Here is a 17320-nt window from a genome sequence, read left to right as displayed (position 1 = left end):
TTGGCGGCACAAGTCCAACCTATTCGGGATAGATGCTTTTCCAATCGGTCTTCATGCTGACGATGGTCCATCCCCGCTTTGGACCCTCGTCCAGACCACGGTCGAGGCGGCCAAAGTGTGACTTGCGATCATAGGCGTATTCTCGTTCTCCGTCATCGTGGTGAACAAGAAGGCCCAGTCGCCGGCCGGAACCGGATGTCGTCCATTCCAGCATTTCGAAGTCACCGTCGGAATTGCCGAAAGCTGCAATCGGCTGCCGCCCGATGAATCTGTTAATGCCAACCGGCTTGCCGGCCTTATCGTCGATGAAATCGATCTCCGGCAGGCGAATGATTACAGGCTTCCCGTCACGAACTTCGTACTTGGTCTTGATACTCGATCCTATGACATTCTCGGCTGGTATCCCATAGACTTTGTCAGTCCATGGACGCATGAATTCAATGCCACCGCCGGATACGATGAACACCTTGAAGCCGTTCTGTTTGAGATAGTCGATGACCTCGAGCATAGGCTGGAAGATGAGCGACGTGTACGGTTTGTCGAGTTTGGGATGACGTGCCTTGGCGATCCAGTCAGCAACAATCTTGCTGAACTCCTCACTCGTCATGCCGGCGTGGGTTGCCGCCACAAGTTCGACAAGTCCGCGCTCGCCCGACGCCGCGACACCGTTCAAATCTCCTGAAAGGACAGATTTGAACGGTTCGGTGGTCTGCCATTCCGGATGCTCCGGCGCGAGGGCTTTCACGCGGTCGAGGACAAATGCGAGCTGGGCATACATCGGCTGCTCGCCCCAGAGCGTGCCGTCATTGTCAAAGACGGCAATTCGGTTGTCGAGGTCGACGAAGTCGGCATTCCCTTCGGTGGTAACGGCCTTCACGAAATCGATGATCCTTGCCTTGGCATCACCGTCGGACCACGAGGAAAGCGGCGCCTTTGCCCCCTGTGCAAGAGCGGTGAAAGGCATTGCTAAAGTGGAAGCCAAGAGCGTCGTCTGCAAAAGAAAGCGTCTTGATATCCCGCCCATCTGTTCTCTCCTGATGTGAACCGATCCGAGGCGATATGCCGATCGGTTGTGGCGCGCAAAGAAGGGCCAGTTACCCGGCCCTCCACTTTATTGGCAATACGCGATTAATCGCCGCCGCCGCCTCTGAGTTGTTCCTCAATCTTACTGAGATTGAACGAACCGGGTGTCTGGCTGGGCGGATAGTCCTTCATCGTTAAAAGGAACTTCGCGGCAAGACCTTGTATCGGAACGAGGACGAATGCTCGGTCGAGGAACCAGTCATTATAGGTGTTGGAGTTGTGCTGTGCTTTCTCGAAAGGATCGCGACGCAGGTTGAACAGCAGCGGAACACGCAACTCGACGTATGGCTCCCGCCACACGCCGAAAGCTTCCCCGCGGTTCTCCAGGAAGACGACCTTCCAGTCCTGCCACCTCGCAGCCACGACCTGACCATCATCGCTGACATACCAGAACTCATTGCGCGGCGACTCCTTCGCATCTCCACTCAAGTAGTCAAGCATGTTGTAGCCGTCCGGATGTGCGCGGTATTGGCGCCCGGCGAATGTATCGCCCTTCATCAGGCGTTCCTTGACATCCGGCATGCCGGCTGCGGTCAGGAACGTGACCATCCAGTCCTCATGTGCAACGAGACCGGTGAGCGTTGATCCGGCCTTGAAATGGCCCGGCCAGCGAACGAATGCCGGAACACGATAAGCACCTTCCCAGTTGGAATTCTTTTCGCTTCGGAACGGCGTGGTGCCCGCGTCCGGCCAGGCGTTGTAGTGCGGGCCATTGTCTGTCGAGTACATGACGATCGTGTCATCGGCGATGCCGAGATCGTCGATCAATTTGAGCATGTCACCAACCATGGTGTCGTGTTCGACCATGCCATCGGAATACTCGTCCTGACCGGAGATGCCGCGATGTTCCGCCTTGACGTGGGTACGAAAATGCATGCGCGTCGCATTCCACCAGCAAAAGAATGGCTTGTCCGCATTCTTTTGTCGTGTAATGAAATCCTTCGCGGCAGCCAGTGTTTCCTCGTCGATGGTTTCCATTCGCTTCTTGGTCAGCGGACCTGTGTCTTCGATCGTCTGGCCGCCTTTGCCATCCGCCTTCGTGCGCAAGACACCGCGGGGGCCGAACTTCTTCAGAAACTCCGGATCCTTCGGATAGTCGAGATTTTCCGGCTCTTCGGAAGCGTTCAGGTGATAGAGGCTGCCGAAGTACTCGTCGAAACCGTGCATCGTCGGCAGGTGTTCGTCGCGGTCACCGAAGTGGTTCTTGCCAAACTGACCGGTCGCGTAATTCTTGTCCTTCAACAGGGCCGCGATTGTTGGGTCGCTCTTCTGCCAACCTTCCTTTGCGCCCGGAAGGCCTACCTTGGTCATGCCGGCGCGCACCGGTACAATGCCTCCGATGAATGCAGCGCGCCCTGCTGTACAGCTTTGCTGGCCGTAATAGTCGGTGAACGACACGCCTTCCTGAGCGATGCGGTCGATGTTGGGCGTCATGTATCCCATCATGCCGCGGCTGTTGTGACTGATATTCCAGGTGCCGATATCATCGCCCCAGATGACGAGTATGTTGGGGGGCCGACCTGATGCGGCAGGTTGCGCTTGAGTCTGCGCAACGGCCTCCCTGGTGGCGACAGACTCCAGCAATGCCGCTCCGGCGAGTGCTGTGCCTCCGAGCAGGAGGCTTCTGCGGCTCAAGGCGAGATCCTGGCTGTCTTCATTGCTCTGTCCGGCGGCGTTGCTCTTTTGAATATCACCTTTGGTATCCATCGTTTTCTCCTCATGTTGAGACCGCCTGGGGTCATTCAAGAAAGTCTGGATTATGGGCTGGTAGATCGTCTCGGATATTTGATGCGACTCTAATCTCGAAGGCCCCGAAGGTCTCTGGTGCGCGGACCCGATTGAAAACGGGAATTGTTCACTCGCAGGTTCGATCGCTACCCGGATATTTTTTATCGGAATCTGATCCAGCGATAGTTGGACCTTGGGCCTACAGGAGCCATTCGGTCGACCGAAAATGCATTCACTGCGCCGTATCTGTTTGCGCACACACACGTCGCCATCGGTTTCGGAGAAACCCACGTGGGTTTGTTACTGTATCGTAACTTGCAGCTTAGGGTTGCACGGCCTTTACCTAGAGGAACAACGAACGAATCCAGACGTTGCGCGCTAAGGAGAACGGTTGTTTGCTTCAGATTGCGAGAGGAATACCTTCCGGAGGACTGAAAGCACGCCGGGTCAGCCCTTGGCTACGCTCACGTCCGGACGGTTTTTTTCTCGATTTGCCTGCAACCGCGATTGAGAAAATTGGAGACGCCACAAGAGCGCTGGTGTTGTGTTGCGCCGTATTGATATTGTCCTTCTCTCATTCGCATGCTGAACCGGTTCGACGCGTGCTTGCGATATACGAGAACGAGAGCACCCTGTTTGCCGCCATTGAAGTCGCGCAAGGACTGTCCGACAGCTTGCACAAGCGGATGCCCGCCAACCTTGAATCCTACAGCGAATACCTCGATACGGTGCGCTTTCCGGGTGTGGATCGCGTCAACCGGCTGGCAGATGCAATTGCTGCAAAATACAAAGGGGTATCCTTCGACGTCGTGATGGCCATCGGACCTGGGGCGGTACAGTTTCTCCTGGATCATCGCGCGCAGATCGGTGCGAACGTCCCAATGGTCTTCGGCGCCGTAACCGAAGATTCCATGAGGGATCGGAAAGTGCCCCCTGACGCAAAGGGGGTTATCAGCCACTTCGACGTGCGCAAGACAGTGGACCTTGCAACCCAACTACAGCCCGATGCCAAAAAGGTCGTCGTGATCACTGGATCATCCGCCTTCGACCGCAGCTGGGAGGAGTCAGCCCGGCAAGCCCTGGGTGATCGGTATGGTGGGCTGGAAGTCAATTACCTTTCCGGCCTCTCACTCGATGGTTTCAAAAAGGCGGCCCACGATCTTCCCCGACAGACATTGCTCCTGGTGTTGACGGTGTTTCAAGATGCCGACGGACGAAAGTTCGTTCCGCGCGATGCAGCTGCCGAAATCGCCGCCGCCTCCAATGCCCCCGTCTACACGGTGTATAGCTCGTATATGGGAGCGGGCATGGTCGGGGGATACGTCGGAACGTTCAAGGCCATCGGCGAAGAAATGGGGGCCATCGCAACCCGGATTATCGACGGAGACACCTCTGGGCCACAAACCACGCTTGTTCCGGACGGTCCAATCGTCGACTGGAATGTGATCAAAAGATTGGGGATTGATCACACTCTCATCCCTAAAGGCTCACAGATACTCAATTATTCTCCATCGATCTGGGAAAAATATCACCTCGAGATCATCGCGGCACTGACCGTGATCGTATTGCAGAGTGCAACTATCGCCGCGCTGATTATTCAAGACCGCCGCAAGCGCCGCCTTCAGGCGGAACTGGTCCTCGAACGGCTTGAACTGGCCCACCTTTCCAGAACAACCCAACTAGGTGAGCTTTCCGGCGCTCTGGCGCACGAACTCAATCAACCCTTGACCTCCATACTGGCAAACGCTCAAGCGGGAGCGCTTCTGCTTGAAAATAATCCGGTCGATGTCGCTGAAATCCGCGACATTCTGGGCGACATCATTGAAGACGACAAAAGAGCGGCAACCGTAATCGTACAGTTGCGGCGATTGATGCTGAAAGGCGAAACGCATCTCGACAGCATAGACCTCAATGAAGTGGTCTCAACGACACTTGCTCTTGCCCGCAGCGAGTTGATGGCACGCCAAACCGGTGTGGAGCTGCAGCAGGAGATGCCTGAAGTCCGCGTGCGTGCGAATTTCCCGCAGCTGCAGCAGGTTATTCTTAATCTCGTGCTGAACGCTGCAGATGCGATGTCGCACCTTCCGGCATCAGAGCGGCAGATAGAAATTGAAACCCGGACGCGTGAGAACGGCACGCGCGAGCTCACTGTCTCCGACAAGGGGCGCGGCGTATCTCCGGAGCTTCGTTCTCAAGTGTTCAAGCCATTCGTCAGCACCAAGAAAAAGAGCCTGGGATTGGGTTTGGCGATCTGCAACACCATCGCTCAGGCCCACGGCGGTACGCTGAAATTTGATGAAGGTTACAGTCCGGGCGCACGTGTTATATTGGTGCTGCCACCGGCATAGAGGCGAAACATGATGGATTTGACGCCCCTGATCTATCTGGTCGATGACGATGAGCGTGTGCTTCGCGCTTTAAACAGACTTTTAGCCTCCGCAGGCTATGAAGTTGCAACCTATGCCAATGCCGAAGATTTCCTGGACCAACATTGTCCGGAACGACCAGGGTGCGCAGTTGTCGATTTGAACCTGCCTGGTCTGAATGGGTTCGGTATCCAGGACGCATTCTCTTCCGCCAATATTGAGCGTCCTGTCATATTTCTCACCGGTCACGGAGACATTCCGACGACTGTCAGGGCAATGAAGGCGGGCGCGATTGATTTTCTGACCAAGCCAGTGGACGCGCCGGCGCTTCTTGCGGCGGTGGATACCGCACTCGCTCAGGATGAGCGCTCCCGCCACGATGGTCAGCAGCGAAAATCGTTCGAACAGCGCCTGGCGACCCTTACTCCGCGCGAGCGCGAAGTTCTTGATCATGTCGTGACGGGCCAGCTCAACAAACAGATCGCGGGCGACCTCGGTACGGTCGAGAAGACGATCAAGGTTCACCGCAGCCGCATGATGGTCAAAATGGACGTCAAGACCATCGCAGAACTGGTGCGTCTGGTGACGCAGGCGAAAATCTGACGGAAGGCATTGGCCCCAAGTCCAACTACGCCACGCCGCCAGTATGCTGTAATAAACAGGTATGGAGACGGTGGGCCTGCGCGTGGCAATTGTGGATGATGACGCCTCGGTACGCCGAGCCTTGCGCCGGCTGATATCATCGCTCTCCTTTCGACCCATTGAATTCGCTTCCGGCGAAGCGTTTCTGACGGGCCTTCATGAGGAGCCCATCTATTGCGCTCTGGTCGATCTGCACATGCCCGAACTGAATGGCATCGATCTGTTGGCGCGAATGCGTGCAGAAGGAAGCGCTATCCCGGCTTTCATCATAACGGGAGCCGACGCCCCCAAGATGCGGGAGAAGTGCATCAAGGCGGGTGCCGCAGGGTATCTGTTGAAGCCGATCGACCGAAGTGCAGTTGCAACGGCCATCAACTCACTGGCAGCCGCTCACTAGCGGCTTAATAGGCCTTGTCGCTTTGCGGCCGAAGGCGTTGAGTTGCAATCACGGAAAACCCAAAGCCCTCTCCAGAAGCTCTATATTCTGGTTCAGTGGCCTTTCATTCATCTGTTGAGCGAACGTGGGCGCCAATCTGCCTTCAAAGCCTTGATTTTCCGGGGCCGGCGGTCTGGATAGATGTCCACTGACTGTATCCAGTTGCAATCGATAGTCTGACACCTGCCCGTCACGCCGAACGATCGACAAAATGAGATCGAGCGTGCCGGTATTCGCGTCAGGGTAGCCGGCAAAGGTCATCGGCCCGACCTGCCTGAGCCAAACCGGGACCGGCGAGCCATCCTGCGCTCGCAATCTGTAGTTCAGGACGGAGGTTTCGCCACCATCTGCCTTCTCGTCGATGATCTGCAAGTAAAGGACACCGGCGTGCTTGATCACTTCGACGTGGATCTTCTCCTCCCCTCCCCCAGGCTGATCAACGACAATGGTTGAGGAACCGCCGAGAAACGGCTCAAGCACATACCTAACCGGCGCATCAATCGGGCGATCGGCAAAATGGTCTATGCCGTTCAGACTGCCCAGTTCATCAACCGCATCGAGCACAGCGCCGTCCGCCGTGATCGGTTCGAACCCATAATCGAGGCCGACAGGCAAGTTCGGTTCGTTCTGGTCGGGCACTGGTACAAAGTCGTCAACCGGCGTGATGGTGATCACAAGCTTTGCCTGGCCAGTGCCGCCATTGCCATCCGAAGCGGTGTAGAGGATGTCGGGAACCGGACCATCGAAATTAGGCGCGGGTATGAAAGTAAAATCGCCATTCGATTGCAGGGAAATTGTACCTACGCCCGGAATTGTCGCTGTCTCGCCGGGGAGGTAGCTTGTCGGATCTCCGTTAACCGTGAAGCCCGTTACAAATAGCGTGTCACCGTCCGGATCGCTGTCGTTCGTCAGAACGTTACCGGTTATTGTCGTGTCTTCATTGCCGCTCGCGTAGTCATCGACGAGGATCGGAACGTCATCGACCGGGGTAACAACAAGCGCCAAGGTGGCAGTATCTGTGCCCCCGTCATTGTCCCGCAACGTGTAGGTTGCAATCGGGACGACGCCGTTGAAGTTAAGCGCTGGCCTAAACGTATAGCTGCCGTCGGCATTGATGACCAGTGAGCCGACGCCGGCAAGGTTCGCTGTCTGTCCGGCAGCATAGGTTGTGCCGCCAATCGTGAACTGCGCCACGCTGATGGCATCGCCGTCAGGGTCACTGTCGTTTGTGATCACCGTACCGGTCAGGACGGTGTCTTCTGCAGTTGTTCCGACGTCATCATTGGCAATTGGAACGGGATTAATAACCGTCCAGACGAAAATTTCTCGCGCTGATAGCCCCGAGGGATCGGTGGCAGTTACCACGACAATGTACGGACTTGCCTGGCTGGCGTCGTTCGGGAGCCTGCCGCTGATAATGCCGGTGACCGGGTTGATCGAGAGCCCCGGGGGCAAGCCGCGCGCGGAATAGGTAAGCACATCGCCGTCCACGTCAGCGAAATGTTCCGCTACAAGGACGGGAACCACGACCCTACCGTCAACACTGCTCTGTGGCGGAAGGGCACCCCGGTCTGGATCGGGGCCGGGAGGATCGTTGACCGGCGTGATGGTAATTGACAGGGTTGCCGTGTCGGTGCCGCCGTTGCCGTCTGAGATTGTGTAGGAGGCCGTCGGAACCGGACCGTTGTAATTGAGTGCAGGCACGAAACTGTAGGTCCCGAGCGCATCTATCGTGAGCAAGCCGACGTTGGCTATAGAGGCCGTCTGTCCCGCTGTGTAGGTGGTGCCGCCAACGACGAACTGCGTCACCCTCAGTGGCCCTCCGTCGATATCCGTATCGTTGGTCAACACATTGCCGGTCAGCGTCGTGTCTTCCGGCGTCGTGCCGGTATCGTCGGATGCGACCGGCGGATCGTTCACCGGTATCATGGTCAACGTCAACGTCGAGGTGTCTGTACCGCCATTACCGTCCGAGACGGTATAGGTAATGACAGGGATCGGGCCGGCATAGTTCGCAACCGGCACGAAGCTGTAGGAGCCATCGGCATTGATGGTGATTGTACCGACGCCGTCAATTAGCACCGGGGTGCCCAGCGACTGATTGCCGGCGATACCGGCAATCGTATAGCCGGTGATAGACAGCGGGTCGCCTTCGACATCGCTGGCGTTGTTGAGCAGATCCCCCGTCGAACCGTCGGTCACCGTCAGCGTCGTATCCTCGGTGACAGAGTTGGTCTCGTCGCCGTCAACCGGCGGATCGTTCACCGGCGTCATCGTCAGCGTCAGCGTCGACGTATCGCTACCTCCTCTGCCGTCCGATACCGTGTAGGTAATCACAGGGATTGGACCGGTATAGTTCGCCGCAGGTGCGAAGGAATAGGAACCGTCTGCATTGATGGTCATCGTGCCAACGCCGGCAATCACCACCGGACTGCCAACCGGCTGCGTGCCGGTGATGCCGGCGATCGTATAGCCGGTGATCGTCAGCGGGTCGCCGTCGATATCACTGGCGTTGACAAGCAAGCCTCCGCCGGCCGGAACCGTCAATGTCGTGTCCTCGATGACCGCGTTGGTCTCGTTGCCATCAACCGGCGGATCATTCACCGGTGCTATGTTAAAGGCAAAGGTATTCGGACTCTGATCGGTGTCCTGGCCACCATTCGCCGTGCCGCCATTATCCACGACCTGGAAGGTGAACGCACCGATGCCAAGGCCGGCTACATTGGCCGCCGGCTGGAAGGTGAGATCGGGGATCTGCGCCAGTGTAATGACCTGGCCCGTCGTCACCGGCACGCCAGACAGAAGCAGCGTGCCCTCGGCCGCGGGTGGGAGCGTCGTGATGATCACCGCCTGCAACGCATTCGCCGGGCTATCGTTCGGATCAGTAAAGCCGAAATCCGCTGCGGCAAAAGTATAGGCCGTATCTTCGCTGATCGTCGCCCTATGGTCGGTTCCCGCGGGTGCGTCATTGACCGGGGTGATCGTGAGGGTCAGTGTCGAGGTATCGGTGCCGCCATTGCCGTCGGAGACGGTATAGGTAATCACGGGAATTGCACCGGCGTAGTTCGCAACCGGGATAAAGCTGTAGGAGCCGTTGGCGTTAATAGTGATCGTGCCGACACCCGTTATCGCAACCGGGGTACCCACCGGCCGCGGGCCTATCACGCCAGCAATCGTATAGCCTGTTATTGTCAGTGGGTTGCCTTCGACATCGACGGCGTTGTTCAGCAGATCGCCTGCCGCGCCATCGGCCACCGTCAGCGTCGTGTCTTCGGTGACCGAGTTGGCCTCGTCGCCGTCAACCGGCGCATCATTCACCGGCGTGATCGTCAGCGTCAGCGTCGAAGTGTCGGTGCCGCCGGCGCCATCGGAGACGGTATAGGTGATGACCGGGATCGGTCCTGTGTAGTTCGCGGCGGGGGCGAAGGAATAGGAGCCGTCGGCGTTTATGGTGATCGTTCCGACGCCCGTTATCGGCACCGGACTGCCGATCTGCTGCGTGCCAGTAACGCCGGCAATGGTAAACCCCGATATCGTCAACGCGCCGCCGTCAATGTCACTGGCGTTGACAAGCAGGCCGCCGCCGGCCGGAACCGTCAGTGTCGTGTCCTCGATGACCGTGTTGGTCTCGTCGCCATCAACCGGCGGATCGTTCACTGGAACCATTGTCAAGGTCAGCGTCGAGGTATCGCTACCGCCGGCGCCGTCCGAGACGGTGTAGGTAATGAGCGGGATCGGGCCGGTGTAGTTCGGCTCAGGCACGAATGTATAGGAGCCATCGGCGTTGATAGTGATCGCGCCAACCCCGGCGATTGCCACCGCACTGCCCACCGTACCGTTAATGCCGGCAACCGTATATCCCGTGATCGAAAGTGGGCCGCCGTCGATGTCCGTCGCATTGGCAAGCAGGCCACCCGCCGCTGGCACCGTCAGCGTCGTGTCCTCGGTAACGGTGTTGGTTTCGTCGCCGTCAACCGGCGGATCATTCACCGGCGTTACGACAATGATGAGGTCGGCGGTATCCTGGATCCCGCTTGCGTCGGCGATTGTGTAGGTTGCGAACGGTACCGGGCCGTTGTAGTTCGCCACGGGTACGAAGGTGTAGCTGCCGTCGGCATTGATGGTAAGGGTACCGACGTTGGGGATCACCGCCGGCGCACCGGGAAGGAAGCCACCAAGGCCGTTCACCGAGTACAAAGTGACCCTCAGCGTATCGCCATCCACGTCCACATCGTTTCCAAGTACATTGCCCGTGAGCGTCGTATCTTCCGGTGTCGATACGATATCGTTCACGGCAATCGGCGGATCGTTGACCGGTGTAATCGACAAGGTCAGTGTCGAGGTATCGGTGCCGCCGGCGTTGTCCGAGACGGTGTAGGTAATGACCGGTATAGGTCCAGTGTAATCCGCGACAGGCGTGAACGTGTAGCTGCCATTCGAGTTGATGGTGACCGTACCAACGCCCGGGATAAGGGTTGCCGTTCCCGCTGCGATTGAATTACCGCCATTCACACCTGGAATCGAGTAGTCGGTGATCGTCAGCGTATCGATGCCGTCTATGTCCGTCGCATTGTTGAGCAGGTCGCCCGCGGCTCCGTCGGTAACCGTGAGCGTCGTGTCCTCGACGACAGTGTTGGTCTCGTTGCCGTCGATTGGGGCGTCGTTGACCGGCGTCACCGTGATCGTCAGCACGGCGGTGTCCGTTCCGCCACTGCCGTCCGAGATCCTGTAGGTCACCGGTGGAACCGTGCCGTTGAAGTTGGCGACGGGCGTGAAGGTATAGCTTCCGTTCGCATTGATCGTCAGTTGACCGACGCCGGGAATCGTCGCGGTCGTGCCCGCGCCGAAGAGGACACCATCAACCTCGAACCCATCCACCGTGAGTGACGCATTCTCCACATCGGTGTCGTTTGCCAGCAATCCGGAGGCCGCGGGAACCGTCAGCGTCGTGTCCTCGGCCAAGGTCGCAGTGTCGTCGTTAGCAATTGGTGCATCGTTGACGGGTGTGACGTTAATGGTCAGCGTCGCCGTAGCGGTCGACGTGCCATCGGATGCGGTATACGTGACCGATGGAACGGGACCGTTGAAATTTGCTACAGGTACAAAGGTATAGCCACCGTTTGCGTTGATCGTCAGCTGGCCGACGCCGGCTATCGTCGCTGTCTGGCCGGCCGTGTAGGTCGTGCCACCGACTTCGAATCCGCTTACCGTCAGGGTAGCGCCTTCGACATCAGTGTCATTCGTCAGCACATTGCCGTTAAGTGTCGTGTCTTCCTGCGTTGTGCCGGTATCATTGACGGCGGCCGGTGCGTCGTTCACCGGCGTGACGGTAATTGTCAGCGTGCCGGTATCTGTGCCGCCGTTGCCGTCGGAGACCGTGTAGGTTGCCACCGGCACTTGACCGTTGTAATTCGCTGCGGGCACAAAGGTGTAGCTGCCGCTCGCGTTGATCGTCAGTTGACCGACGTTTGGAATCGGCGCGGTCTGTCCCGCATTTAAAGTAATGCCTCCGACCACGAACTGGGTGACCGTCAGCGCATTGCCATCGACGTCGGTGTCGTTGGTCAGCACATTGCCGCTAAGTGGCGTATCTTCCGGAGTGACACCTGTGTCATCCACCGCCACGGGCGGGTCGTTCACCGGCGTCACCGTAATGGTCAGAGTCGCCGCGTCGCTTACCGTACCATTCGTAGCCGTATAAGTTACCACCGGAACTGGACCAAAATAGTTGGGTGCCGGAACGAAGGTGTAGCTGCCGTCCAGGTTGATTGTCAGTGCGCCAACGCCTGCAACGGTTGCGGTCGAGCCGGGTGTGTATACGGTCGGATCGCCCGCAACCTGGAAATCGACAACCGAGATCGGAGCACTATCGGGACCGACGTCGTTCGCCAGCACATTGCCGTTAAGCGTTATGTCTTCCGGCGTCGTGGCGACGTCGTTGTTTGCACCCACCTCATTCGGCGGAATAACGTCTATGGTCAGCGTGCCATCATCTGATGTAGTGCCGTCTGAAACGGTGTAGGTCACATCAGGAACCGGCCCGGTGTAGCCGGGCTCAGGCACGAAGGTGTAGCTGCCGTTCGCGTTTAGCGTCAGATTGCCGACGCCAGGGATATTTGCCGTTTCGCCAGGACCATATGTGGTGCCGTCAACCACGAATCCGGTAACTGTCAGAGCATCGCCGTCAACATCGGTGTCATTGGCGAGCACGTTGCCGTTAACGGGTGTATCTTGTTGCGTTGTGGCATTGTCGTCGTTGGCGACGGGCGGATCATTCACCGGGGTCACATTGAGTGTCAGTGTCGCGGTGGATGTCGCCCCATTTTCATCGACCACTACATAGGTAATCACTGGCACCGGGCCGGTATAGTTGGCGGCCGGAACCAGTGTGTAGGTACCATCGGCGTTGATCGTGATCGTGCCTTGGGGAAGCGTCGCCGTCGAACCAGCAAAGAACGTATTGCCATTTACGGAAAAGCCGACGACGGTGAGCGTATCACCGGCATCCGGGTCGCTGTCGTTCGTCAGAACACTACCGCTGAGGGGGGTGTCCTCGGGTGTCGTACCCGTATCGTCGATGGTGACGGGCGGATCATTGACGGGCGTAACGTCAAGCGTAAGCGTAGCCTGGTCGGTCGCGCCACTGTCGTCCGAGACCGTATAGGTGGCAACAGGAACCGGACCGTTGTAGTTTGGCGCCGGCACGAATGTGTAGCTGCCATCGGCATTGATGGTGAGATTGCCGACCCCCGCGATCGTCGCCGTATCGCCGGCCGAATAGACCGTTGGATCGCCCGCGACGGTAAACTCCGTAATCGTCAATGGATCACCATCGACATCGGTGTCATTGGTCAACAGGCCGGACGAGGCCGGCACGCTCAGTGTCGTATCTTCGAGCGTGGTGCCGGTATCGTCGCCGGCAAAAGGCGGCTGGTTCTCGGGGGTGATGGTAATCGTCAGGATGGCCGTGTCGGTCAACTCGCCGTCCGAAACGGTATAGGTTACAGGCGGAACCGGACCGTCATAGTTCGGGGCCGGCGTAAAGGTGTACGACCCGTCGGTATTGATCTGCATTGTGCCGACCCCCGGAATCGGCGCCGCCGTGCCGGCGCCGTAGGTCGTGCCGTTGATCGTGAAGAACGTCACAGTGAGCGTCGGGTCATCGACATCGGTGTCGTTGCCCAACACATTGCCCGAAACAGGGGTGTTTTCCGGTGTCGTTGCCGCGTCATCCACTGCAATTGGGGCATCGTTGACCGGCGTCATGGTCAAGGTCAGTGTTGACGTGTCAGTGTCCGTACCGTCGGAGACGGTGTAGCTGATGACCGGAATGGGCCCATCATAATTTGCAACCGGTACGAAAGAGTAGCTGCCGTTGGCGTTGATTGTGATCGTGCCGACGTTCGGGATGAGGGTCGCTGTACCCGCAGCGATCGGGTTGCCGCCATTGACGCCTGGTATAGTATAATCGGTGATCGTCAGCGGGTCTCCGTCGAGATCACTGGAATTGTTGAGGAGATCCCCCGAACCGCCATCGGCAACCGTCAGCGTCGTGTCCTCGATGACGGTGTTGGTCTCATTGCCGTCAACTGGCGGGTCGTTCACCGATATGACTGTGATATTCAACGTTGCAGTGTCCGTGCCGCCGTGGCCGTCAGAAATTGTGTAGGTGATCACCGGTACAGGTCCGGTGAAGTTGGCAACCGGTACGAACGTGTAACTGCCGTCGGCGTTCATGGTGATCTGGCCAACGCCCGGTATCGTCCCTGTCTGTCCGGGTATTGCCGTAACATTGAGTGCAGAAAAACTTGTAATCGTCAGGGTGTCGCCATCCACGTCGGTGTCGTTGGCGAGCACATTGCCCGTAAGCGTCGTATCCTCAGGCGTGGTCACCGTATCGTCGGTGGCAACAGGCAGATCGTTGACCGCAGTAATGTTGAAGGCAAAGGTGTTCGGGCTCTGATCGGTATCCTGCCCGCCATTCGCCGTGCCACCGTTGTCGACGACCTGGAAGGTAAACGCGCCAACACCGGTGCCATTGACGTCGGCGGCAGGTTGGAACGTCAAGTTCGGGATATCGGCGACGGCTATCGTCTGACCCACCGTCACGGCATTGCCATTAAGGAGAAGCGTGCCTTCACTTGGCGATGGTAGCGTCGTGATGATCACGGCCTGGAATGCGTTGGCCGGTGTGTCATTGGGATCGGTGAAGCCGAACGACGCCGCTGTGAAGGTGTAAGACGTATCCTCGCTTATGGTCAAAGTATTATTGGTGCCTGCGGGTGCGTCGTTGGCCCCGACCATGGTCAGCGCCAACGTCGATGTATCGGTGCCACCTGCACCGTCCGACACTGTGTAGGTGATCAGCGGAATAGTGCCGACGAAATTGGCAGCCGGCGCAAATGAGTATGACCCGTTGGCATTGATCGTGATCGTGCCCACGCCAGCGATCAGATAGCCGGTGCCGACGACAAAGGGGCCTGCCTGGCCCGCGACCGCAAAGCCGCTGATCGTCAGCGGGCCGCCGTCAATATCCGTGGCGTTGTTGAGAAGATCGCCCGCAGCACCGTCTGCCACCGTCAGGGTCGTGTCTTCGGAGACAGTATTGGTTTCATCGCCATCCACGGGAGCATCGTTGACCGGTGTGACGTCCAGCGTCAGTGTGGCCGTCGCCGTCAAACTGCCGTCCGATACTGTATAAGTCGCGACCGGAACTGGTCCGTTATAGTTGGCCTCTGGCGTGAACGTATACGAGCCGTCGGCATTGATGACGAGGGTGCCAACGCCGGCGAGCGTTGCGGTCTCGCCAGCCGGATGGGTTGTCCCGCCCGCCACGAACTGCGTCACCGTAAGAGCACCGTCAACATCCGTATCGTTGGCCAGCACGTTCCCGGTCGCGACCGTATCTTCGGCAATTGTGTTGGTGTCGTTGGCGGCCACCGGTGCATCATTGACGGCAGTGATTGCAACGGTCGCGGTGCTTGCGGCCGACGTGACGGCCGTTGCATCCGTCGCGGTGAAGGTAAACACCCGGCTGGTGCTTGCCCCGCCGTTGGTCGGATCATCCGAAGTGTTATCGTATGTGATCGAACGTATCAGCGTGTTGGTATCACCGCCGCTCGGGATCGCTCCGCCGGAAGCGTTGGTGATGGTAAAGGTCCGCGTCGCAGCCGTGTAGACGACGTTAAAGGTGGTCGCCCCAACCACAACCGTACCTGTAAAGTCACTACCCAGACCCACTATCTGGCCGCCGATCGTAAGGTGCTCAGCATTTCCGTTTGGAGCGGCATCGGCGGTAATGGCGATACTTTGAATGTCATTGTCGCTGTCAGTAACGGTTGCGCCAAGGGCGCCATCGGCGACAATGGGAACGGGAGCGGAATTTTCAGTGTAGCCTGCTGTGAAACTGCCAGTCGACCCGGCGGCTCCATCAAGATCAATCGCAGGCGCCGCCAGCAAGGACTGATAGGCATAATCCGTCAAAACCGCAGTCTCGATCGTTCCGGTCTGCCGCTCGAGATCCCAGTCGCCGCCGAGCGCTGCAGCCCCGGTGGCATCCGTCGAGGCTGCAATATCTGCATGTGTGGTACCACCAAGAATGACCGCAGCCTGAAGACCATCATCACCTGCGGCGAAATCACAGCCATAGATGAGGATGTCGCCATCTTGCGACAGCGCCTGGCCGATCGTTGTCAGTTCGTCGCGATATTGCCCCTGCATGCTGGATGCATCCAGAACCGCTGTTCCGAGGCTTAGACTACCCTCCGAGCCGTGCGATATGAGATGGATCGCAGAGATATTGCTCTCGCCTTTCAAAATGGCGGCGATCTGCTCCACGCCATCCTTGGTCGAATCGAGCACGTAAACGCGCGCGCTGCTGCCGAGGCTCGCGACGATCTGTTGCCAGTCCTTCACATTGTCCCAAACGAAGTACACCTCCTGCGGCGCCGTTTCAGTCGCTCCGGCCGCGACGGTGACATCGGCACTTTTTGTGTCGCTGGCACGGGGATCAGTGACGACCCGATCGGCCGCAACCGGCAGATGGTTTTCGGTCGTCGGCTCTGCGTGCGTATCTGGTTTCGCCGTCTCCGACGGTCGATCGGTTGTCGCCTCAACCGTCGCAGTGGACTGTACTTTCTCGGAAGTCGCGGCGTGTTCAGGCGCCGGTTCGACCTTCGCTAAATGTTCAGTCAAGGCGTGAGCGGGGCTGACCTCCTGCCTGTATGCTGAAGCCCCCAACACAGCAAATCCGGCATCGTCCCATTGCGATGGCGCGCCTTTAGGGTCTATTGCGGCAAGGTTATCGATCGCCCTTTCAGCTAGAGCAATCGGTTTTGAACTCAGCGACTCCAGCCCATAATTTGACGTGGGAGGCACGCTTGCAAGGCGCTCGGTTGCGCGGACGACCTCCCCGTTGGCAACCGCCAGCGCTTTCTGCACAGCGGCCTCAATCGCACCGTGGATTTCTTCTTCATGGAGCTCTGCCGTCTTGGCTAACTCCCCCTGCTCGGCGAACTTGTCGCCGGCTGCCGTAGAAGCTTGCTTGATTGCATCATCGATGATCGTGTTCAGCGCCGGCAATTTGGCGACAGTGTCGATGGCCTTATCGGCTACCGCTGTGTGGGCGGCAGCAGGCGTAATTGGCGCCGGACCGTTCGCATCCGCCGACTTCTCTACCGGCGTGACCGGAGCGGCCTTCAGTGCCTCCGCCAGATGGTTCCAGGCCGGCTCGACAATCGAAGGATGCCCTGCATCGACGGCAGGTTCGGGGTGTGCGGGTGCCAAAGCGTGCTGGGTGGCAACGTCGGCCGCTGCGTCGAAGACCATGCGGGGTTCGAGCGTGCGCAGCATTGGCGTTTTCGTCGCTTTGCGCGTCCTCTCGGCATTCTCGCCGCCAAGATCAACATTACCGGGGAAAGTATTGACACCGCGCTCACGGAACATAATCACACACCTCGTATCGATCACGAAGGGTTGCAGACCTCATTGGGAGCACAAATGCCATGTTCCCCAAAACCTGCTTTGACCCGCTGGTTTAACACAAACTACGTCATGCTGGTATGCT

General features: G+C 58.3%; 6 protein-coding genes. 3 read left to right on the top strand and 3 right to left on the bottom strand.

What is annotated here, in order from left to right:
- Positions 1 to 19 precede the first annotated feature (19 nt).
- Both BR48_RS0121595 and BR48_RS0121590 read right to left on the bottom strand, forming a co-directional pair.
- A complete protein-coding gene (locus BR48_RS0121595; protein ID WP_027233214.1) occupies positions 20 to 1024 on the bottom strand; it encodes an HAD family hydrolase in 1005 nt (334 codons plus the stop codon).
- 104 nt (positions 1025 to 1128) lie between these two features.
- Positions 1129 to 2790: an arylsulfatase gene (locus tag BR48_RS0121590; protein ID WP_027233213.1), complete on the bottom strand. Its 1662-nt coding sequence runs from the start codon at positions 2788 to 2790 to the stop codon at positions 1129 to 1131.
- 416 nt (positions 2791 to 3206) lie between these two features.
- On the opposite strand from BR48_RS0121590, the gene BR48_RS0121585 reads away from it, so the two are divergent.
- The 3 genes from BR48_RS0121585 (at position 3207) to BR48_RS0121575 (ending at position 6216) form a co-directional block, all read left to right on the top strand.
- The gene (locus BR48_RS0121585) at positions 3207 to 5159 is read left to right on the top strand and encodes an ABC transporter substrate binding protein (protein WP_245273673.1); all 1953 of its coding nucleotides are present in this window, start codon (positions 3207 to 3209) and stop codon (positions 5157 to 5159) included.
- Positions 5160 to 5171: 12 nt separating this feature from the next.
- Entirely contained in the window at positions 5172 to 5780 is a 609-nt protein-coding gene (locus BR48_RS0121580; protein WP_027233211.1) for a response regulator, read from the top strand.
- Between the two features lie 82 nt (positions 5781 to 5862).
- Positions 5863 to 6216 (top strand): response regulator, encoded by a 354-nt coding sequence (locus BR48_RS0121575; RefSeq protein ID WP_245273671.1) that lies wholly within the window; start codon positions 5863 to 5865, stop codon positions 6214 to 6216.
- Positions 6217 to 6264: 48 nt separating this feature from the next.
- On the opposite strand, the gene BR48_RS26375 is transcribed toward BR48_RS0121575, so the two are convergent.
- Complete coding sequence (locus BR48_RS26375) at positions 6265 to 17199, bottom strand: Ig-like domain-containing protein (protein WP_027233209.1); 10935 nt, start codon at positions 17197 to 17199, stop codon at positions 6265 to 6267.
- Between the last annotated feature and the right edge of the window lie 121 nt (positions 17200 to 17320).

This window comes from Phyllobacterium sp. UNC302MFCol5.2, from assembly GCF_000686005.1.
Classification (GTDB): Bacteria; Pseudomonadota; Alphaproteobacteria; order Rhizobiales; family Rhizobiaceae; genus Phyllobacterium; species Phyllobacterium pellucidum.
Note: the sequence above shows the minus strand (reverse complement) of the source record. Positions and strands in the feature narration are given on the sequence as shown.

Coding starts and splice junctions, on each gene's coding strand:
- BR48_RS26375 (WP_027233209.1), bottom strand. CDS start 17,199: ATGTTCCGTGAGCGCGGTGTCAATACTTTCCCCGGTAATGTTGATCTT.
- BR48_RS0121595 (WP_027233214.1), bottom strand. CDS start 1,024: ATGGGCGGGATATCAAGACGCTTTCTTTTGCAGACGACGCTCTTGGCT.
- BR48_RS0121590 (WP_027233213.1), bottom strand. CDS start 2,790: ATGGATACCAAAGGTGATATTCAAAAGAGCAACGCCGCCGGACAGAGC.
- BR48_RS0121580 (WP_027233211.1), top strand. CDS start 5,172: ATGGATTTGACGCCCCTGATCTATCTGGTCGATGACGATGAGCGTGTG.